Origin of the sequence: Bradyrhizobium sp. AC87j1 (assembly GCF_002936975.1) — a bacterium.
In the GTDB taxonomy this organism is placed as follows: domain Bacteria; phylum Pseudomonadota; class Alphaproteobacteria; order Rhizobiales; family Xanthobacteraceae; genus Bradyrhizobium; species Bradyrhizobium shewense.
The window spans coordinates 21,450-43,198 of the sequence record NZ_PTFE01000060.1; the positions used below are offsets into that span (position 1 = coordinate 21,450).

The window sequence follows — 21,749 nt, forward strand, 5'->3', positions numbered from 1 at the left end:
GCAGCTGGAATTGCTCTTCAAGCCCGTATCGAGCCGGGCCACGCGACGACTTGCCCTGACATCACCAGGCGGTTGCGTCCGCCCTCCTTGGCGGCGTAAAGCGCCTTATCCGCAGCCGCTATCAGCGACGTGCAATCCGCCTTGTCGCCGAACGAATTATGTGTGGCGCCACCAATACTGAGGGTGACCTGCCTGGATGACGGGTTGAGCGCGTGCAGGATGCCGAGGTCCTCAATCGCCTGCCGGACTCGCTCGCCGACCTGCTCGCAACCTCCTGCGTCGGTATTCGGCAGCAGCAAGGCGAATTCCTCGCCACCGTACCGGGCCGCCACGTCTGCCGGCCGTCTGGCCTGCTGCGCCAGGACCCCCGCGATTGAGCGGAGACATGAATCGCCCGCTTGATGCCCGTACCGGTCGTTGAAGCTCTTGAAATGATCGACGTCCATCAGCAGCAGTGACAGAGGCGTTCCTTCCCGCCTGGCCCGGTCCCATTCCGCCTCCAGCCGCTCGTCGAAGTGTCTGCGGTTTGCCAAGGCCGTCAGGCCGTCCGAACTGGCGAGAGCCGCCAGCCTATCCTCCAGATCCTTGCGTTCGGTCATGTCGCGCGAGATCGCCACCACGCCGTTGATGTGTCCACTCTGCGCACTCCTCGTGACGCGCAGTGCACTTTCGACCCAGATCTCTTCCTTCTCACGATGACGGGTGCGATACGTGATTCTCGCCTCCTCGGCTTCGCCGTTCATCAATGCGGAGAGCGTTTGCTCAACCCGGGCCAGATCCGCGGGATTGATGCCGGCGAGGGCTGATGTATCCATCAATTCGTTCGGAGCCCAGCCAAGGATTCGAGCGGTGGACGGCGACGCATAGAGGATCCGTCCATCGACTGCGACGCGCATGACCATGTCTCCCGACTGCTCTGCAAGGAGGCGAAAATCCGCCTCCTTGGCGACCAGGGCAGCGGCCATCTTCTGCCGTAGGTGCAACTGGCGCACCAGAAAGAGCCCGGCAACACCGAGCCCACCTGTCAGCGCCAGGACTGCGGCAATGCGCGTCAGCGCGGCTCTGCGCCAGGGGGCCAAGACGTCATCTTCCGATTCCGTAGCAACGAGGAGAACGGAGTAGCGGCTGCTGAGTTGATAGAAGCTCAGACGCCGAACGCCGTCGAGAGGCGACGTGAAGTAGTAGACGCCCGCAGCCGGCCGCTCGCGAATAGTCTTGAAAAGCGGAGCACTCGACAGATCGCGGCCCGTGTATCCGTTGTCCGGGGTACGCGCGAGGACAATGCCTCCCGCGGTCGCCAGAGCGATTGAACCGTTCTGGCCAACGTCGAACCCGCGATAAAACTTTAGAAAATAGTCGACATCGATCGTCGTAAGGGCAACTCCGGCAAAACTGCGGTCGGGATGATTGAAGCGCCTTGACGCGGTGATGATCCATTGCCCGCCCGATCGACTCTTCACCGGATTCCCAATGAAGGTCCCCCGGTCCGCCACGGCACGATGATGCTGGAAATAATCTCGGTCGCTGTTGTTGAGACGGGCGAAATCCACTGGCTCGCTGGTTGCGAGCCAGCGGCCGGTCTCGTCGTAGATAAATACGGCGCGGATCCGGTTCGCGGCTTTGCGTCGGGTCAAAAAGGTCTGAATCTTGGCGATTGCCGTTGGCCCGGCTCCCTCCAGTTCGAGTTGACCAACCAGCACATTCAGAACGGTATCCGCGAGTTCGAACGTGTCGTCCGCGTGTTGCGTCAGCGACCGGGCCAGATTGGCCATGTCCGTTTCGGAACCCTTCAGCACCGCCAGTCGCGAGGACCATTCCCGCCAGCCGCTGAGCGCGACAATCGCCATACAGGCGACCGCCACGAATGCCGAGACCCAGAACGTCAGACGCCCCTGGCGAACATCACTCCGGTGATCGATCAAGAGATGTTCCCTCCACCCCAACCCTGTAAACGCCTTGGGCTAAGGGATAGTTGCTCGTTCCGGTTGAGTTTCTGGCAGGGCTCCGAAAGACTGGCGGCATCGATGAGCGGCTAATCCATCGACCGGTCGGGCGAGAAGGACACCACCGCAATCAGCCCGACTTGACGGCCTCGCTCAACGTGCCGGCCACTCGGCCAAAGTGAGGCTCAGTGAAACTGGCGGGATGCAGGTTTCGGACTCCGGCAAGATGTGCCAGATCGTCGATCCGCGGTTGAGGCCGAATGACCAGGCTCTCTGCCGGCAAACGCATCGGCGGCGAAAGCGATGCGGGCTTCGCGCCAGTTGTAACAATTTGAGGCAACGGCATGGCCATTAACCAGATGTTCTTGAGCATCGCCCTGTTCACGGAGCATGCGACGAGACCGTTCCCCTTCAAACGGGCGACGGTAAAGAGCTTGCGAATCAGCAGGTCTCGTTCAAGCGATTGCGGCAAATGGAACTGCATCCCGACCAGCCGGCCTCGTTGTTGTACAATCATCGCGTCGATCCAGCCCACCTGCATGATGTGCACGCGCAGCGGTTCTCCAGCGCCGGGAGAGTCAATGCCGGAGCCGAGCAGAACGCCAGCGCCAGAGAGGGAGATGTTGCTCACGCGCCCAGAAAGCCGTTCGCCGGCCCCAGTCTCGATCAAGACCGATTCATCGACGTCGAAACGCTCCTCGGCGCGTCCCATCCGAGCCTGCAGCGAGGTCATGCAGACGAAGAAGAGCACGACGACGTTCACCACCGACCAGAAGGCGACCATCGGTAAAGCGGCCGGATGATCGATCATCCGCCATTCCGGGATGGTGTTCAGAACCAGGCCGACAACCGTCAACGCCATCAGCGCCGCCGACGGCCAGAATATCTCCGCGGCGTAGCTTGCGCACCGCGCGGCAGTTCCCTTGGGCGTCACCTTGAACGCATGTCCCGTCGGCTTGACGAGAGTTCCGAGCACCGTCGGCAGAATCTTGAAGCTCTGGATCGTCGCCGACACCTGAGCGGCGAGCGGAAAGTGCACGTGCGGCGCAAACCAAGAGATGCCGCCGTTGAGCGCCAGGATCGCGGGGAACAAGTAAAAGAAGACCGCCTCGGGGGTGACGTCGACGACAGGCGCTAGACCGGTCCACATGAACACGATCGGAACCACCACGACCATGAGCGCCCGCAAGCCCAATGAGAGCCAATGAGTCGGAAAGAACAGGAGCCGATGCATCAAGCCCAGTCCGGGGCCGAGCGGGCCGGCGGAGAGATACAGAGTCTGGATCGCGCCACGCGCCCAGCGTTGCCGTTGCACGAAAAACGCGTCAAGGCTTTCCGGCGCCAATCCAATCGCCATGGGCTCGTTGAGATAACGGGTGATGTACCCTTTGCGCAGCAGGACCAGCGTCAGCAGAATGTCTTCGGTAATGGACTGGGTTGGCAAGGCATCCCCAACCACGCGAAGTGCTGCACGACGCGTGACGGAGTTGGAACCACAACAAAAGGCACCATCCCAGCCGTCGCGCGCGGGCATGATGGAATCAAAGAAGAACCGTTGTTCGTCCGGCAATCCCCTGTGCAGGCCGAGATTCGCCTGCATCGGATCCTCGTTGTAAAAGGTGTGCGGGATCTGAACGATTCCGATCTTTGGATCCGCGAAGAAGCCGATCGTGCGCATCAGGAATTTGCACTGCGGCACGAAGTCCGCGTCAAAGATCGCAAAGAACTCGCCGCTCGTCTGCGTCAGCGCATGATTGATATTGCCGGCCTTGGCATTCAAATTGTCGGCGCGCGTGAGATACCCGGCACCCTTTTCCTCGCAGAGTTTCTTGAGCCAAGGCCGGCGACCATCATCCAGAACCCAGACCTGGAAGTTTGGATAGTCCAGACACAACGCGCCGGTGATCGTCTTTTCCAACACCTCGAACGGCTCGTCAAAGGTTGGAATAAGGACGTCGACCGATGGCAGCTCATCATGCGGCAGGCTGCGAAGCCGACGCTCGTGCTGATCTGCCTCGCTGCGGCGATCGGTCCTGCGAAGGAAAATCAGATAAAGAATAAACTGATCCGTGAAGGTCAGTAGCTCAACGAAGAGACAGAACCAGATCCAGTAAACCTGATACCAAGTCCCGGTTGCAGGCAGCACCGTGGTAAAAATGCGCCATTCGAGATAGCGAGCCACGACAAGCCAAACCGCGACAAAGACCGCGACACGTGCCCAAGGGCGCGCGACTGGAAAGGTCGGCGCCAACAGGTACATCGCCGCAAAAATCCCCACCATCGGCGCGAACAGCTGAGAGAGAGACAGAGTCATGGCCTGCATGGAACACCTCGCTCACAGGGACGACTGGTCGAGCTCCAGGCGCGCCGTCAGCCATTTCAACTTCGAGCTGACCAATCGTAGCAAGCCGTCGGCTCTGCGCTCGAAGCGCACTTCGGCCAGTCGTCCGATATCGCAGGAGCCATTGCGCTCGGCCCACGTTTCGTTGGGGGGAAGCGATATCTCAACGGTAATGTTGCCCGGATCAGGCCGCGGCACCCGAGCCGCAAGCAGTCGATCGTCGGCGTAAGCAGCCGATCCGCGGACTTGCCGGACCAGGCCGGTCTTCCATTCGCCGCTCCCAATCAGGCGGACGGTAGCCGCATCTCCGGCCTTGATCTTCTCGAAATCGCGCTCGGGCAGTTCAACGACAATGAATCGGCGTTGGCAGTCTGCAAAATCGAGGACCGATTGCCCTTCCGTGACCATCGAGCCCGGGCTGGCCGCGACCGACCAGACGACATGGGCGGCAGGCAACGACAGATCGTAGTGATCGAGACGATCAAGCCGAGCGCGCTCCTCGACGATTTCCGCGGCCAGTTGCGCAGAACGTGAGCTGTTTTGCAACTCGTCCGTCTCGAGCTCCTGGCGGCGGAGAACCAGTCGCTCGCGTTGCTGCTGCGAGTAGGGCACGTCATTGGCATCGCCACGAAGATAAAGACCTTTCTCGGCCGCCCCCAACTCGGTCTTGAGGCGCTGCAGGCGTTCATCGGCCATCCGGCACCGCGTTGCGGTTGCCTCCTGCGAGGCTTGGGCCTCGCCGGAGCGGATCTGCGAACTGATGCCGAGCTTCACGAGCTTCTCCATCCGGCCCGCGACATCGTTCCGCTGCCGCGCCTCGGCGAGACAGCCGCCTTTTTCAACCTCCGTTTCGCCGATTTCGTGGCTCAGGCGCGCGACCATCCCCAAACGATAGTCCTCGCTGCGCTCGCGGAGCTTGCCATCGAGCCCGGCGATTTCCTCGAGTTGCCGACGTGCGAGCTCGGCGCGTTTGGTGGACACGGCAAGCTGCTGATCGAGGTCCATGAGGTGTCGGCGATCCGGCGAACGCGCCCCGACCATCGGCACCACCCGACTCTGCTGGAAATATTCGCCCTTGCGTGGAAGATCAGGCGAGAGCTGACCCGCGAACGGTGCAGTCACCCGCATGAGCTCGGCATTGACAAAGGCGGAGGGAGCGATTCGGTAGGTCACATACGGCAACAGGGCCCATCCGCTCAGCGCGATGATCCCTAGCGCCAGGGCTCGACGAACACCCCGGCTGCGAATGAAACGTTCGACGTGCAAACGAACCACGACTGGATCTCCAATGGGCTTTGGTCGCTGCGCCTGCCGCAGCGAAGGCAAGCCAATCGCCGGGCGTTGGGATGAAGTCTGCGCCTTGAGGCAAGGAGCAATCCAACAACATTGCCGCCAGCCGAAATCAGGATTCGCCGCCGCGGCAGACTCGCCTTCGCAACCACGAGAAGCATACCTAGGATTCACCACAACAGGTTAAGCCGTGTCAAAACCGGATAACTACGGCTGCCGAATAAAGGATCGAGATATCGCCCCATTCCGGCTGAAGCCGGCGCGGCGCTTGCGCCGATCGAATGACGGCGCGGCTAACGCCTATTCCCAAGCAGCTCTCTCGCTGCCAGGACTTCGGGAAGATTTCGCTCCGCATCGAATTCAGCGAGCACAGGAGTGAGCACTTCAGAGACCGCACCAGCTCGGCCATTTGTCTTGTACAGGCGTGCAAGTTCAAGGGCGCCCCGCAGCTCGAAAGTCCTGGTCTGCTGGTGTCGCGCGATGTCCAGCGCTCGCTTGAAGGCTTCTTCGGCACTGGATTCGTCCGAAGGATCATGGCGCGATACAAGTTTACCGCGGACACGATGCAGCTCAGCATCGAGCCAATGCTGGCCGGATTGTCCCGTCCCGGCGATCGATTCGTCCAGGATTTCCAGCCCGGTCCCGACTTCGCCCACCTCTGCATTCGCCAGGGCGACGTGCATCCCCCAGAACGGTTCGCAGAGGTAGCAGTCGTTCTCGTGCAGGAAGGCCCAGCCGTGACGCATGTCCGCCAGTCCGGCCATTCGGTCGCCGGCACGCCACTTGGCGAGGCCATTCAGGTAGGTGCCCGCGGCCACGTACAGCGGCATCGTGTGGTCGCGCGCGAGACCGAGCGCCAGGATCGTCTCTGTTTGCTGCAACATGCCCCCGCATACCCCGTCGAACACAGCGCGATGAACCAGTGCATTGGCCTGGGACAACGCCCGTTTTTCGCCCGGAGCACCCACCGCTTCCGCGGCCAGCTTGCGCGCACGAGCGGTGCTACCGAGCGGCCAGAGCACCAGGGCAAGAAATCTCATGATCACGAACGGCAGATCCAGCGCAGACGCCCTGAAGGTCGCGGGATCCGGTTCGGCACCATAGATCCCCAGCGCCCGCTCGAGATGCGTTCTCGCATTCAAGTAATCGCCCTCGAACCAGCAGGTGACGCCGCCCGTCCAATGGGCGACGACGGCGGCCACCGGCGAGTCCGGTCGTCGGTCAGCGGCGCTCCTGATGGCGTCCGCCAGCTCCCGCATCGGAGCGAGTTCGCCGTGGGTCAGGCAGGCATTGAAGAGCCCCGACTGCACCGGCGCAAGCTCAACGGGATCATCGATGTCGGCTGCGAACTGGCGCGCACGCGTCCATGCCGCGACCGTCTCTGGAGCGCTGTGGCCGAGGCTGCCCCGCAAGGCACGGCCATATGCGATTTGGAGATGCAGCCTGCTCATGATCCGGCGGGAATCATCAGGCAACTGATCGGCGGTCGCAATGGCCTTGCCGAGATGCGCGATCGCCTCGGAATAGGCCGAGCGTTTCAACGCCTGCTGGCCCGCCTTACGCCACCATTCGAGGGCCACCTCGCTCAGCCCCGCCTCAGTGAAGTGGTGCGCCAGAACTTCCGGTTCGGTCTCGGCGACGGCTGGAAACTTCTCGCGCAGGACATCGCCAATGCGGGTATGAAGCAGCTGCCGTTTGCTCTTGAGCAGACTCTCGTAGGCCGCCTCCTGAACAAGGGCGTGCTTGAAACTGTAATTTGCTTCGGGCGGCGTGCCACGACGCAACAGCAGTTCGGCCTCTTCAAGTTGTCCCAACGCAGCGTTCAGCGTCAGATCGTCGCGTCCCGCCACGGTTTTCAGCAGTGCGTACGAGAAGTCACGGCCAATGGCGGCGCCTATCTGCGCCACCTCCTTGACCGGAGCGAGCCGGTCGAGCCGCGCCATCAGCGAATCCTGCAGCGTCGCGGGGATAGCAAGCGGCGGGAGCGGACTATTCAGGCGGTAGCGCCCGGCATCTTCGACGAGCAGCCCGGACTCCAGCACCATCTTGGTCAACTCTTCGACGAATAGCGGTATGCCATCGGTCTTGTCGATGATTTGCTTCATCATTTCGCGTGGCAGCTCGCGACCGACGACCACCTGCTCGACCAGCGCGCGCGTGTCCTGCCGATCGAGCCGGTCGAGCCGCAACAGACTGACATTGGCAAGGCCCGACCAGGAGGGCTCGAACTCCGGCCGGGACGTCAAGAGCACGAGTATCTGCAGGCCCCTGATCCGATCGACCGCGAGATCGAACAGTTCAAGTGTCGTCGCATCGGCCCAATGCATATCCTCGCAGATGATCAGCAGAGGCTGGTCTCGCGCCAATCCCTCGAGCTGATCGAGAAGGGCGGCAAATGTCTGTCGCCTCTGCTGGGCCGGGCTCAAGCCGAGTGGCGGGCAATGGTCGCCGGTCGGAATCGAGAGCAGAGCCGCAATGAGCGGCGTGGCCCGGGCGACTTGCCGGGTTCCTATTGCCAGCATCGCCTCGAGCTTGTCGAGCTTTTGTTCTGGCGTGTCGTGCGAGCGAACTCCGGCGGCGCGCTCGAGCTGCGCGACAAAGGGATGAAGTGCGCTGTTGGTGTGGTAAGGCGAACACTGATATCGCACGCGACGGTGCGTCCCCAACGAGGGGCTCTCGGACAGCATTGCCACGATGCGCGACTTGCCGATGCCCGCTTCGCCGGAAATCAATACGATCTGGCCCTGGCCCTGCCATGCCTCCCGCTGGCGCGAGAGAATGAACTCGATCTCGTCCTTGCGGCCGACAAAGCCGATCGAGCGCGCGGCGCGGACCGCCTCGAAGCGACTTTCCGATGAGGTCGCTCCTTCCACCGCCCAGACCGCGATCGGTTCGGCTATCCCCTTGACCTCGCGGCGGCCGAGATTGCGAAACGTGAAGAGATCGCCAAGCAGCCGCCGCGTCGACGAAGCAACGACGACCGCCCCCGGTTCCGCCAGGCTCTGGAGCCGGGCAGCGAGGTTTGGTGTATCGCCGACGGTTGCGTGCTCCTCTGACGCATCTCCGCTGATGAGGTCGCCGACCACCACAAGCCCGGTCGCGATTGCGATCCGCAGTTCAACCCGTTCGTCGGCGCCCATCTTGAGCTGGCGAACCGCGGAGATAGTGTCAAGGCCGGCTCGCACTGCGCGCTCCGCATCATCTTCGTGGGCGCGCGGATAGCCGAAATAGACGAGTATTCCGTCGCCGACGAACCTGGCTATCCTGCCGTCATAAGCAGCAACGACGCGCCCGCAGGCGGCGCGGTAAGCCCGGATCACTTCCCACATATCCTCGGGATCGAGACGCGCGGAGAGCGCAGTCGAGCCGACCAGATCGCAAAACATGACAGTGAGGTGGCGACGCTCGGCGTCGTGAGGAGGAGTCGGCGATGCGATCAGCGCGGCTGGATCAAGGTCGGCAATCGCACGCAGCATTTTGCGGCGATGCCCGAGCAGGACTCCGAGCTTGTCGAAGTCCTCGACCATCAGCTCGGGAAGGACGCCCATGTCGATCCCATTTTGGGCAAAACGCTCTGCGTATTGCCCAAGCCCCAGCTTCTCGAGCCACTCCGCAATCTGCATTGGCTCCACCGATCGTGTGGTTGGCGGTTAGCAGAATTTTGGACCACGGCGCGCAGGGACAATATCCCAATGCCACCATGATGGCACGTCTTGTTTGTTGCGCGATAACTTAGGTTGCTCAGTACCGATACCGCTTCCACGCTGGGACATTGTTTGATGCGAGCGGCTGCGCTACCAAAAATCGTCTGCACGCCGCATTGGACGACAGAAGTTGCGATGAGTCGTCAGTCACTCGCCTTCAGGCCTGACGCCTAATCCCGGTACCGGGCTTGTGCTCACATCACGACGCCAAGCAGACGTTTTTCCGTGAGCACAATTATCTTTAATCCTTGTTGTCGGGCACTTCGTAGTTACGCGCCATCGTTCCCGCCGCGACTTGAAGCGAAGAGCCAATCACCCAGCAGCCGGCGACAAAGGCTACGAGGCCATTGGGGAGGGTTTGATCAAGGACAAGGATGCTGACGGACAGAGCTGCTGCAATCGCTGCGCCGAACGTTCCGGCCGCACTCATGATCTCAACCATCTCGGAGCCGTCGTATTCTTCGGAGGTACTCGAAATCGACCTCCGAGCGATCGTACGAGACAAATCAATTCCGACATAATAGCTGAGAGCTCCGTAGAGCATCGTCAGCAGCACGATCCAGCCGCTTTCAAAAAGTCCGCCCTTCTGACGCAACAAGGCCGCACCCACATAGAGGCCGCAGGAGGCCCCGACGGCTGCAAGCCCAATTCTTTCAAGAAGATGGGCCGACTTGATCAGACTGGAACGGGCGATCCGAAGATGGCCGGCGTACCTTGTCAGGGAAAATGCGCTGGGTGCCGCGTTGCTTGTCTTCATTGGGTACTCCTTACTAAGTAGCAGCCTACCGGCCGACCCCGAATAGGAGCTGCGTGGACGCGTTTCGCGATGTCCTCGATTCCAATTTCTGAAAGATCTGTGCTGAGTGATGGGGGTTGGCTTGCTCGTGACCAAAACGAGAGCCAATCCAAAGCTGCGAGCACGCGGCTTCGCAGGCATTTGCATCTCACCCGTGTCTGTCAGTTGGCTCCGGGTGCGGCAATTTCTTGGAGGAGTGATAGCTCGAAAAGAGAGTGATGGAATATGAGGCGGTTCACATGCCGCAGTTCCCTCTCGCTCCATCCAGTCACGATTTCAGGAGGACAAGTCCTCATCGTCGCGCCAACCCTCCCCCGCAACCCCCAAGAGGAGAGAACCCTCACCCGACGCTGCGCGCCGACCTCTCCCGCATGCGGGAGAGGTAAGAGGAGCTCGTGGCTACACCGATGTTCTCAACACCATCACGCCCTCAGTAACCGCGGCTGCGATCGACACGCCCCGGCAACGCCTCGCCGCGGCGGTGACGGTCGATGACATCGAGCACGAAATCGACGGCCGTGTCCGGCGTCGTCATGCTGGCATTGTGCGGCGTCAGCAGGATGCGGGGATGGCGCCAGAACGGATGTCCCTCAGGCAGCGGCTCGGGTTCGGTGACATCGAGCACCGCGCCTGATAGCGCACCGCTGTCGAGCGCCGCGAGGAAGTCGGCTTCAACGAGATGCGGGCCGCGTCCGACGTTGACGAGGGACGCACCGCGCGGCAGGCGCGCGAACAAATGCGCGTTGAGGATGCCGCGGGTCTCGTCGGTCAGCGGAAGCAGACAAACGAGAATGTCGGCCTGCGAAAGAAACGCCGGAAGCGCATCCGCACCTGCATAGCAGGTCACGCCCTCGATCTCCCGCGCCGAGCGATTCCACCCCGACAGCGGAAAGCCGAACACCTTGAGGCGTTCGAGCACGGCCTGGCCGAGCTGGCCAAGCCCCATCACGCCGACACGCCGCCGTTTCGCCGGCGTGATCCGGATCTCGCGCCAGACCTGCTGCTTCTGCTGATCGATGAAGTTCAGGAGGTCGCGATGCAGACCGAGCACGGCCATGGTGACATACTCCACCATGGTCTCGGCGATGCCGGGCTCCAGCATGCGGACCAGGGGAATGTGCGCCGGGACCTTTGTGGCGTCGAACTGATCCACTCCCGCGCCGACCGAGAAGACCAGCTCGAGATTGGGGAACCTCGTCGCGATGTCGTCGGGCGGCACCCACGCCACGAGATAGCGGATATCAGCGGGGTCGCCGATGTCAGGCCAGAGCCGGAACGGGATGTCGGGCGCGCGCTCCGCGAAGAAGCGCGCCCATTCGGCACCGCGAACCATGTTGGCCTTGTAGAGAACCGTCATGCGAGCCCTCAGAACGGACTGACCGGCGCGAGCCGGCGGCCGTCGATCATGCGCTTGTGGCTGTAGGCGGCGGGATCGACCAGCGGCGTGGTGCCGGTCACGATGTCGGCGGCGAGCTTGCCGGCGGCGGGGCCGATGCCAAAGCCGTGGCCGGAAAATCCGGTGGCGAGGAAGAAGCCCGGCAGCGCGTCGACCGGCGAGATCACGGGAATCGTGTCCGGCGTGCAGTCGATCGTGCCGCCCCAGGCTTCCGCGATCTCGATGTCCTTGAGTTCAGGGTTGGCCTTGATCAGCGAGGCCAGCGCCGCATTGACCAGTGACATGTCAGGCTCTGGATCGCGCACGCGCTCGGTCTCGAATGGCGACGGCTTGTCAAAGCTCCAGCTGGTGCCGCGCACGATCTGGTCGAAGAAGGACTTGCCCAACGACAGCTTCAGTCCATTCTTGCGATGCAGATAGGTCGGCCAGAACGTGCGCGCATAGCGGAACAAATCGGGCGACAGCTCCACCGTGCCGCGGTTGCGCAACGCCAGCGTAAAGCCGCCGTCAAGGCGGCGGCGGACGCAGTAGAGATCGGTGCCCAGCGCGCCCGAGGTGATCTCCGGTCCCGGCGTGGTCCGGCAGGCCGTCGCATTGACGAGACCGATCGGCAGCTCGATGCCGTGACGGCGACAGAACAGCGACGACCACGCGCCGCCCGACAGCAGCACGGACTGGGTGCGGATGGTGCCCTTCTCGGTGACGACGGCGCTGACGCGACCGGCTGAAGTCTCCAGCCCGCGCGCGGCGCAGTCCTGATGGATGGTGACGCCGTGTTTTCGCGCGGCGGTGGCGAGCGCAGGCACGGCCATCGACGGTTCGGCGCGGCCGTCGCTCGGCGTATGCAGCCCGCCGACCCAGGTGTCGGTATTGCCCGGCATGCGCTCGGCGACCTCGGCCGGCGTCAGGACGGTCGAGTGGACCTGCATCTCGCGCGCGACCGCGGCCCAGCGCTCCCAGCTCGCAAGCTCGTCCTTGCTCTTGGTCAGGAACAACACGCCGGTGCGGCGGAAGCCTGCATCGACGCCGGCGTCGTTCTGCATGTCCTCCCACAGAAGCAGCGCCTCGCGGGCGAGCGGGATCTCCTCACGCGCGCGGCCCTGCTGGCGGCACCAGCCCCAATTGCGGCTCGACTGTTCGCCGCCGACATGGCCCTTCTCGACCAGCGCGACCGAAAGGCCCTTCTTCGCCAGATGATAGGCCGCGGAGACACCGATGACGCCGCCGCCGATGACGACGACATCGACCTGCTGCGGCAGGCGTTCGTCGCTGTTGATACGGTTGAGTGGCGGGGACATGGGGCACTCCTGGAGTTCAGTTCGAACGATCACGCCTCAGTACAGCTGTCAATCGCATTGCTTGTATGCGCGCCCTTCGCGCCAGACCGATTCGCCCGCAGGTTGAGGCCGAAGAAAGGCTAACACCACCGCAAATTGCCCCTCGACGCCGCCGCGCGGAGTCTGTAGCTCACATCAAAGCGGCACCCGGGACCGGGCGGCCGATGCGGTAGTCTTCTTTGGTGGGAGACCATGAAACTCAGGGGGCTTCTGACACTCGCGATGGCCGCACAGGTCGTGGTGACCGCGGCGGCCCTCCTCGCCTCCTATGCCGTGGCCGGACCCGGGTTCGGCATGGCCCAGATCGCAGCCCTAATCGCAAGCGCCGCCGTTGCCGCGCTGCTCGTGCACCTCTGCACGCGCGCGATCGAGACCTCGGAGGACAAGCGCGCCGCCGGACGATCGGCGGAAGACGCGCGAGCACGCAGCGACAGCGCGCAGATGATGCAAGCCGTCATCAAGACCGCGCTCGATGCCTTCATCCAGATCGACGACAGCGGCGCCGTGCTGGAGTGGAGCTTTCAGGCCGAGGCCCTGACCGGATGGACGCGCCAGGAGGCGCTCGGCGCCGACGTCGTCGATCTCATCGTCGCCGAGCCGCTGCGCGCCGCCTTCAGGCAGCGCATGGCGCGGCTCGTTCCGGAATTGTCGGATGCGCCGGCCGGCCTGCGCTTCGAGCTCACCCTGATCCACCGGAACGGTGACCGGATCCTGGCCGAGGCCTCCAGCACGGTCATGCGGCTCGCAGGGCGCACCCTCATCAACACCTTCGTCCGGGACATCACCCAGAAGCGCGCGGCCGAGGAGCAACTGGTCCAGTCCCAGAAGATGGAGGCGGTCGGGCAGCTCACCGGCGGTATCGCGCATGAATTCAACAACATGCTCACGGTGATCACAGGCACGATCGAGATCCTGGCCGACGCCGTCAGGGACAACCCGCCGCTTGCGACCATCACCAAGCTGATCAGCGAGGCCGCCGACCGCGGCGCCGCGCTGACCTCGAGCCTGTTGTCCTTTGCCCGCAAGCAGGCGCTGCAGCCGGCCGAGATCGACGTCAACGAGCTGTTGGAAGAGCTCGCAAAGCTGCTGCTGGCGACCTTCGACAAGAAGATCGAGATCGTCACCAGGCTCGACCGCAACGTCTGGCTTGCCTACGCCGACCGCGGCCAGTTGAGCTCGGCCCTGCTCAACCTCGCGATCAACGCGCGCGACGCCATGCTGGACGGCAGCAGACTGACGCTGACGACGCGCAACGTCGTGTTCGGCGTGCGTGAGGCCGTCGCGGTCGGCGCCGGCTATGCCGGCGACTATGTCGAGATCGAGATTGCCGACACCGGCACCGGCATTCCCCAGGCCATCCTGGAGCGGATCTTCGATCCGTTCTTCTCCACCAAGGAGGTCGGCAAGGGCACGGGGCTCGGCCTCAGCATGGTGTTCGGTTTCGTCAAGCAGTCCGGCGGCGGCATCAAGGTCGCCTCCGAAGAAGGCCGCGGCACGATCTTCACGCTCTATTTGCCGAAGGCGGAGGCGAGCGCGCTGCGCCCGACCGGCTATGACGACCGCAAGATCGTCGGGGGCAAGGAAACCGTCCTCTGCGTCGAAGACGACCGCGACGTCCGCCAATACGTCACGGTCCAGCTCGAAGGCCTCGGCTACAAGGTCATCCCGGCCGCCAATGCGACCGAGGCGCTCGCGATTGCGGCCGAAGGCAAGCCGTTCGACCTGCTCTTCACCGACATCGTGATGGCTGGCGGTATGAACGGACGCGAGCTCGCCGAGCAGATGGTGGCGGCGCGCCCTTCCCTGCGGGTTCTGTTCACGTCGGGCTACGCCTACGATTCGCTGCATGCGCAGGGACGCGCGACGATGGGCGCCCCGCTGCTGAGAAAGCCCTACCGCAAGGCCGAGCTCGCCCGCATGCTGCGTCGCTGCCTCGACACTGCCGTCGATTCCGTCGGCGACGCGATCCCGACGCCCTATTCGGTGCAGGCGGATGTCGAGGCGTTCCTGCGCAAACAGGCGGCGGAAGACAACGGCTCGACGCGGCCGCGGAAATAGCTCTCTCCCGCTAGCTCATCCTTCGCCGCAGCGTCGCCGACGGCGTCTCGCCGAATTTTTCGCGGTAGGCGCCGGCCATGCGGCTGAGATGGGTGAAGCCGAGATCGAAGGCGATGTCGGTGATGGAGGCATCGGGCGCGGCCTGCGCCAGGCGGGCGTGCAGACCGGCGAGGCGCATGTCGAGCAGCATCCGCGAGATCGACAGGCCGAAGTGACGGCGGAAGCCGAGCTGGAGCGCGCGGATGCCGATGCCGGAGGCGCAGGCGAGCTGCATAAGATCGAGCGGCTCGCCGGCATTGTCCGCAAGATGGTCCCGCGCAGTGCGGAGCGCGCGCGGCAGCCGCTCGGCTCGCCCCGAGAACGTTTGAATCGAATCCGACAGGCCATGGCGCTGGCCGTTGAGCAGATGATCCAGCAGCAGCTCCCGCCAATCGGCCATCGCGACCGCCGACAGCCTGCCGGAGGGGCCGAGACGTTCGGCGAGCATCATCAGTTCGGCAAGGCTGCCTCGCAAAGCCCGCCCGGACGGCGCCTCCAAATCGATCACGGGATCGAACTCGACCGTGCCTGACGCCCCGCCCGACAGCGCCGCGGCGCGCTGCTCGACCATGCGGCGGTCAAACAGCAGGATCGCCTGCGCGCAGTCGCGCCACATCATCCGGGTCGGGATCGTCGGCGACAGCAGCGACGCCGTCCGCTCCGGCGCGGCGTCGAGCTCGGTCGTGCCGGCGCGAATGTAGGCCGTGCCCGTGAGCGGGACCTGCACCAGGAAGAAGCGCTCGAGGCAGCCGGGATCGATGCCGACCGATCCGCCATAGGCGACGTAATTGATGGAAAAGCCGTCGAAGGCGGCGCAATTGTGCCGGGCGGAGAAGCCGGTGGCGCGCGCCTGTGCCGGCTTGAGATCGTGCGGGCAGAAGATGCGCCCGATCTGCTCGGCCGCTTCGTCGACATCGTCGGTGGTGACGCGGGCGAAGTCCGCGAGCCGATCGGCCGCGGGCATCCTTGCGCTCATTTCCAGCACGGCTGCGGACATGGTCGACCACGCTTCGCGTCAGGGGATTGCTTTAAGCCTATAATAGTTCCCCGGACGCGAAAAGGGCGGCGTCGGCAAAAATCGTCATGCTGCACGGCAACAGGCGCTTCGCGGATTCGTTTAGCGGATAGACAGGCGACCCATTGTTGACTGAAGCTCCATCCTCGCCGGAATCCATTGGGAGCGCGCCATGACTGCACCTGAAAAGACTGCACTCGAAAAGGGCATTACCACCGCTGGCACGGGCTACGGCGGCAAGAGCTGGAACATTCTGGGCCAGGTCTACTTCCCCAAGGCCGTCACCGACTCCACCTTCGCGTTCGAGACCAACAGCGATCCTGGCCAGTTCGTACCGGTGCACATCCATCCGACCCAGGACGAGTTCATCCTGGTGCAGGAGGGCACGCTCGACCTCAAGCTCGACGGCAAATGGGTCAAGGCCCATGCCGGCGACCTCGTGCGCATGCCGCGCGGCATCCCGCACGGCTATTTCAACAAGTCCGACAAGCCGTGCCGCGCGCTGTTCTGGGTCTCGCCGATGCAGAAGCTGGAGGCGCTGTTCAACCAGCTGCACAATCTGACCGACCCTGCCGAAGTCGTGCGCATCTCGGCGCTGCATGAGGTCGACTTCCTGCCGCCCGAGGCTAACGACTAGGCAACCCGCCTCCCCGTCCACTTTCATCTGCTTGCAGGTCCGCCGGCCGCGCCTTGCGGCCGAACGAGGCCGCTTGCGCGCGGAAAACACATTGATTGCGAGCAAACCCATGGTCAGCCCCAAGCATGTCTGCGTGATCGGCGCCGGCGTCTCCGGCCTTGCCGCCGCCAAGGCGTTCTCCAGCCGCGGCCACCGCGTCACCATCGTCGAGCGAAGTACCGATCTCGGCGGCGTCTGGGAGCCGGCGCGCTCCTATCCTGACGTGCAGACCCAGAGCCCGAAGGAGCTCTACCGCTACACCGATCGCGCCATGCCGGACGCCTATCCGGAATGGCCGACCGGGCCGCAGGTGCATGCTTATCTTGCCGACTACGCCAAGAGTTTCGGTCTCGACCGCATGCTGCGCCTCGGCACCGAGGTCGCCGGCATGGCGCGCCGCACCGACGGCAAGCCCGGCTGGACGCTCGCGCTGAAGGACAAGCACGGCACGAGCACGAGCGAGGATTTCGATTTCGTCGCGGTCTGCACCGGCCAGTTCAACGAGCCGCGCGAGCTGCATTGCCCGGGCGAGGACGGCTTCCTGGCACAGGGCGGCCAGATCCTGCATTCGTCGAAATACGGCGATCCCACGCTGGCGAAAGGACGCCGAATCGTCGTGCTCGGCGGCTCGAAATCGGCGACCGACATCGCCGTGAACGCGGTGAAATCGGGCGCGCGCGAGGTCACCATCGTGATGCGCGAGCCGGTCTGGCGCATTCCCTATTTCATCGGCGGGCTCGTGAACTTCAAGCGCATCCTCTACATCCGCGCGCAGGAGGAGATGTTTCCGGGCTGGGGCATCGGCGCGATGACGCGGCTCGCGCACCGCATCGCCGCGCCGCTGGTCTGGGCGAACTGGCGCGGGCTGGAGAGTCTGCTCAAGGCGCAGCTCAAGCTCGGCCGCTGCAAGATGGTGCCGAAGGAGCGGATCGAGGACGGCGTCAATTGCTCGGTGCCGATCGCAACGCCGGGCTTCTATCCGATGGTCGCCGACGGCCGCATCAAGGCGGTGTTCGGCACGTTCGACCATTATAACGGCGACAGCATCGTGATGAGCGGCGGCGAGCGCATCAGTGCCGACGTCGCGGTGCTCGCGATCGGCTACAAGCTCGGCGTGCCGTTCCTGCCCGCGGCTTACAAGCAGAAGCTGGTCGATGCCGACGGGCAATACCGGCTCTACCGCCTGATCGCCAACCCTGACCTACCCGAACTCGGCTTCGTCGGCTTCAACTCGTCGTTCTGCACCGTGCTCTGCGCCGACCTCGCCGCGAACTGGCTGGTACGCTATGCCGACGGCCAGCTCGCCAACCAGCCGACGGCGCAGGCGATGCACGACAACATCGAGATGATGCTGCACTTCAAACGCGTCGAGCGGCCGGCCGCGGGCGTCTATGGCGGCCTCTGCGTCGCGCCCTATCACTACCGCCATTTCGACGAGCTGATGGCCGACATCGGCGCGAAGAACCAGAAGCGTGGCGGGGTCGCCGGACATTTCCAGCCGCCGGATGCGGATGCCTATGCGAAATTCCTGGCGACGGCGCCGGACTACCGGGCGGCATAAGAATTCTGGCTGAGCGGGATTTGCATCTCGCCAGCCCATCCCTCCAATGCTTACGATCTCCCTGGCCATCGAATCGACAGGAACCGGCCATGGGATCCAGACGTCTTGCCGCCCTTGCGGCTGTTGCCTACTTCGTCGCGGCGCCCGCCGTCGGACAACAGCGCGCGCTCACGCCTCGCCAATCCGAGGCGGTCGCCACCTATGACAAGGCTCTCGCCGAGTTCAAATCGATCCTCGCCGAGCGGCGGCGCCAGATCGAGGCGAAGCAGCCGCTGCCCAACCTACCGGGACAGGCGCTCTACCTCGCCCGCGTCGCCGTGATCAGTTCTTACAAGGATCTCACCGACGCCATGCCGTCGCGGATCGGCCGGCCCAACAAGTTCGAGATTCCTCCGGCCTATTTCGATGCCGAGATCGAGCCGCTGATCGACGAATATTCGAAGCTGTTTGACGTCATGGAGGCGCCGCCCGCCGGCGCGCAAAATTCGCCGACGCCGTTCAAGGACGTCGTCGATCTCGCGACAGTGATCGCGCGCGCCAAGGGGCTTGCGCCCGCCCACGCCGACGCCGCGGGGCGCATCAGCCTCGGGCTGTTCTTTGCCGAGACCAACGGCAAGCAGAACGTTCGCAACGGACGCTCGAACACCTATATGGGCAGCTTCCAGACCGGCCCGTCCGAGGACCGCAACGGCCGCAGGAAGTGGGAGACCATCAAGGGCGAGATCGCGGCGATCGATCCGGCCTTAAGCGCGCGCGACGACAAGGAAGAGGCGCGGGCCCACGGCACAGATCACCGCTTCAATCACTGGACCAACGTGCGCGACGGGCTGATGAACGCACATGCGGATGTGTTCCGTGAGATCCCACAAATCGTGAAGACGCTGCCCGACCCGATCGACCAGATGAAGCTGTTCGAGCTGATCCAGATCGTGCCGACGCCGACGAGATCGGCGCTGAAGTCGGGCGACCTCCTGAACTACCGGGTGTCCAGCCCGACGATCATGAAGCATCTGCGCAACAACAGCATCTTCGCGTTCGGACAGGCCGACCGGGCGCGCAGCTCGGCCAGTTACCGCGAGATCCTCGCGGCAATGTGGCTGTTCAACCGCAAGTTCGAGAAGGCGATGGCGAAATACGCGGAGATCAAGCCGCGCTGACGATCGGTTGCAAATGCTACCGGACGTCGTAGGCTCCCGGCGCCAGATCGGCAGAAGGGCGATCGCATGCGCATTTTAATCCTCGGCGGCAGCCAGTTTCTCGGGCGAGCGATTGCGGCCCATGCCTGTGCTGCCGGCCACGACGTGACCTGCGCGGCCCGCGGTCTTGCGGGGCCGATCGCACCGGGCGCGCGCTTTGTGCGGATCGATCGCGACGTTGCTGATGGTCTCGCGCCACTGACCGGCGCGACGTTCGACGCTGTCGTCGACGTCTCGCGTCATCCCGGCCAGGTTCGCCGCGCGGTCGCAGCGCTGAAGCGGCCGGGCGTGCATTGGACCTTCGTCTCGACCATCAGCGTGTATGCGGACAATCGGATACCGGGGCAACGCGCCGACACGGCGCCATTGCGCGAGCCTGCGGCCGAGGATCTGGAGCACAGCACCGATGCCATTTACGGCGCGGCCAAGGTCGCCTGCGAACAGGCGGTCGGCGGCGATGCCTTCATCTGCCGTGCCGGCCTGATCGCAGGGCCGGAGGACCCGACCGGGCGCTTCGCCTATTGGCCGGCGCGGCTCGCGCGCGGCGGCGAGGTGCTGGCGCCGGGACCGCCTGACGACGCCGTCCAGTTCATCGATGTCCGCGACCTCGCGCAATGGATCGTGCATGCGGCGGAAGTTCGCCTCACCGGCATCTATGACGGGATTGGACCAGTGCGCTCGCGCGGCGAGTTCCTGGCCGAATGCGCATCGGCGCTGAACGCATCCTGCACATTCACCTGGGTCGATCGGGCGTTTCTCGAGGCACACGACGTTCGGCGTTGGGCTGGTCCGCGGTCATTGCCGATATGGTTGCCTTTGCCCGACTTCGCCGGCTTCCTGACACGCGACACCTCGCCGGCACGCGAGGCCGGACTGACCTCGCGACCACCGGGAAACACCGCGCGCGACACGCTGCATTGGCTTCACGTCAGTGGCGGCCCGGTCGTCGGGCTTACTGGCGATGAAGAGAAGGACGTGCTCGCCGCGTGGCACGCGGAAAGAGTGACCTAAGTCTCCGGCCTGTAGCTGTCTGTCAGCGTCTTCGGGAAGGCGAAGAAATCCGCCTCAAAGTCGCTTGGTGAAATGGTAGCGGCGAACGCCGCCGCCCAGTGTCTTGTTGCTGGAGGCATCGGCGATCTCTTCGCGCACGTTCTCGTATCCCGCATTACGATACAGCGCCAGCGCATCCTCCTGGAGCTCAGACGTACTCAGCTGCAATTGCAGACGAACGCGGCGACGGCACTCCTGCTCGGCAAACGCCAGCATCTTTCGCGCGATACCGCGGCGCCGCGCGGCGGGAGCAACGTACATGCGCCGTAACTCCATCGCATGCTCGCCAAGGGCCTCTAGTCCAAACATGCCCACGATTTCGTCGCCATCAACAGCGACCCAAAAACCGCCATTCCGGCTCGAATAATAATCGGAGAGCCGATCTATCTCCTCTGCGAGCGAGCGGCTAATGTATCTTTCAAACGCCTCCTCCAAGCGCGCCGGCGCCAACAGGCGATTTACCCGGATGAACAGCTCCCGCACAGGAACTGCATCGGGCGGTGAGAAGGCGCGAATCTGAATCTCTCTTGTCATGGAGCCGCGCGCATTACTCCGTCCGGATCTGCGAATCCTTCAGGCCGTTGTCGTCATAGGCCTTGCGCAGCGTGCCGTTGGTCGTGGCCTCGGTCATGAATTTGGTGACGAAGGCCAATGCCTGCTCATGGCCGAGCGGCACGGCGACGGCGGTCACCGTCTTCTTGAAGGTCTCGTCCAGCACCTTTGTCCCCGGAATCTTCTGCGCCATCTTGTTGAGCTGATCGCGGGACAGCGCGAAGGCGTCGATCTCGCCGCTCTTGAGCAGGCCGAAGATCTCGTCATAGGTCTGATAGCCGGTGACTTTCGCATGCTTCAGATGCGCGATCGCGCCGCGCATGGTGGTGGTGGCGTTGACGGCGGCGACCTTGATGCCTGGTTGGTCGAGCGTGGCAAAGTTTGTGACGGCGGAGCCGGGCTTGACGATATAGGTGGCGTCCGCGACCTCGTAGATCGGGCCGAACAGCATCTTGGTCTCGCGCTCGGGATCCTTGGGCAGCCACGTGACGTCCCAGGTGCCTTTTGACGCCGCGTCGGTGATCTGTCCGGAGTTCTGGTGCACGACATATTCGACGGGGACGCCGAGCTGGGCGGCCATCGCCTTGCCGAGATCGACGGGAACGCCGGCATAGCCGGCTTCGGTCTTGGTCGACCAGAATGCGCCGCCTGCGGGGCTGATCGCGATCGCGACCCGCAGCTTGCCGGTCGGCGCGATCTCGTCCTTCACACCGTCTGCTAGCGCCGGCATCGCGACCATCGCTGCGAGAACGAGGCCGGCAAGGCCCGAGCGGAGGGACGTGGGCATGTCATGTT

The 21,749-nt window shown here is 63.8% G+C and carries 15 protein-coding genes; 5 read left to right on the top strand and 10 right to left on the bottom strand.

The annotated features are described in order from the left end of the window. Window positions 1-17: 17 nt before the first annotated feature. The 7 genes from CV770_RS26505 to CV770_RS26540 form a co-directional block, all read right to left on the bottom strand. Window positions 18-1,847 (bottom strand): diguanylate cyclase domain-containing protein, encoded by a 1,830-nt coding sequence (locus CV770_RS26505; protein WP_502693614.1) that lies wholly within the window; start codon window positions 1,845-1,847, stop codon window positions 18-20. 226 nt (window positions 1,848-2,073) lie between these two features. Then, window positions 2,074-4,266, bottom strand: coding sequence for a glycosyltransferase (locus tag CV770_RS26510; RefSeq protein ID WP_104464456.1), 2,193 nt, complete (start codon window positions 4,264-4,266; stop codon window positions 2,074-2,076). A 12-nt stretch (window positions 4,267-4,278) separates the two neighbouring features. After that, complete coding sequence (locus CV770_RS26515) at window positions 4,279-5,559, bottom strand: HlyD family secretion protein (protein ID WP_245453868.1); 1,281 nt, start codon at window positions 5,557-5,559, stop codon at window positions 4,279-4,281. Window positions 5,560-5,867: 308 nt separating this feature from the next. After that, window positions 5,868-9,197: an adenylate/guanylate cyclase domain-containing protein gene (locus tag CV770_RS26520; protein ID WP_201760051.1), complete on the bottom strand. Its 3,330-nt coding sequence runs from the start codon at window positions 9,195-9,197 to the stop codon at window positions 5,868-5,870. Window positions 9,198-9,519: 322 nt separating this feature from the next. Beyond that, complete coding sequence (locus tag CV770_RS26525; protein WP_104464458.1) at window positions 9,520-10,035, bottom strand: hypothetical protein; 516 nt, start codon at window positions 10,033-10,035, stop codon at window positions 9,520-9,522. A 469-nt stretch (window positions 10,036-10,504) separates the two neighbouring features. Further along, window positions 10,505-11,431, bottom strand: coding sequence for a 2-hydroxyacid dehydrogenase (locus CV770_RS26535; protein ID WP_104464459.1), 927 nt, complete (start codon window positions 11,429-11,431; stop codon window positions 10,505-10,507). 8 nt (window positions 11,432-11,439) lie between these two features. Next, window positions 11,440-12,768 (bottom strand): NAD(P)/FAD-dependent oxidoreductase, encoded by a 1,329-nt coding sequence (locus CV770_RS26540; RefSeq protein WP_091966326.1) that lies wholly within the window; start codon window positions 12,766-12,768, stop codon window positions 11,440-11,442. A 231-nt stretch (window positions 12,769-12,999) separates the two neighbouring features. Between CV770_RS26540 and CV770_RS26545 the strand changes: the two genes are divergently transcribed. Continuing rightward, on the top strand, window positions 13,000-14,865 hold the full coding sequence (locus CV770_RS26545; RefSeq protein WP_104464460.1) for an ATP-binding protein: 1,866 nt from the start codon (window positions 13,000-13,002) through the stop codon (window positions 14,863-14,865). Between the two features lie 10 nt (window positions 14,866-14,875). Here CV770_RS26545 and CV770_RS26550 read toward each other — a convergent pair whose 3' ends face one another. Next, window positions 14,876-15,901 (bottom strand): AraC family transcriptional regulator, encoded by a 1,026-nt coding sequence (locus tag CV770_RS26550; RefSeq protein WP_104464461.1) that lies wholly within the window; start codon window positions 15,899-15,901, stop codon window positions 14,876-14,878. Window positions 15,902-16,091: 190 nt separating this feature from the next. On the opposite strand from CV770_RS26550, the gene CV770_RS26555 reads away from it, so the two are divergent. From CV770_RS26555 to CV770_RS26570, 4 genes are all read left to right on the top strand, one after another. Next, window positions 16,092-16,556 (top strand): cupin domain-containing protein, encoded by a 465-nt coding sequence (locus tag CV770_RS26555; RefSeq protein WP_091966329.1) that lies wholly within the window; start codon window positions 16,092-16,094, stop codon window positions 16,554-16,556. A gap of 109 nt (window positions 16,557-16,665) precedes the next feature. After that, on the top strand, window positions 16,666-18,156 hold the full coding sequence (locus tag CV770_RS26560) for a flavin-containing monooxygenase (RefSeq protein WP_104464462.1): 1,491 nt from the start codon (window positions 16,666-16,668) through the stop codon (window positions 18,154-18,156). An 89-nt stretch (window positions 18,157-18,245) separates the two neighbouring features. Next, the gene (locus CV770_RS26565) at window positions 18,246-19,313 is read left to right on the top strand and encodes a hypothetical protein (RefSeq protein ID WP_104464463.1); all 1,068 of its coding nucleotides are present in this window, start codon (window positions 18,246-18,248) and stop codon (window positions 19,311-19,313) included. Window positions 19,314-19,379: 66 nt separating this feature from the next. Further along, window positions 19,380-20,363 carry an NAD-dependent epimerase/dehydratase family protein gene (locus CV770_RS26570; RefSeq protein WP_104464464.1) on the top strand — a complete coding sequence of 328 codons (984 nt, stop codon included), beginning with the start codon at window positions 19,380-19,382 and terminating at the stop codon, window positions 20,361-20,363. Between the two features lie 54 nt (window positions 20,364-20,417). Here the strand turns inward: CV770_RS26570 and CV770_RS26575 are convergent, their stop codons facing one another. Beyond that, on the bottom strand, window positions 20,418-20,936 hold the full coding sequence (locus CV770_RS26575; protein ID WP_104464465.1) for a GNAT family N-acetyltransferase: 519 nt from the start codon (window positions 20,934-20,936) through the stop codon (window positions 20,418-20,420). Window positions 20,937-20,949: 13 nt separating this feature from the next. After that, the gene (locus tag CV770_RS26580; RefSeq protein ID WP_104464466.1) at window positions 20,950-21,741 is read right to left on the bottom strand and encodes an ABC transporter substrate-binding protein; all 792 of its coding nucleotides are present in this window, start codon (window positions 21,739-21,741) and stop codon (window positions 20,950-20,952) included. Window positions 21,742-21,749 lie beyond the last annotated feature (8 nt).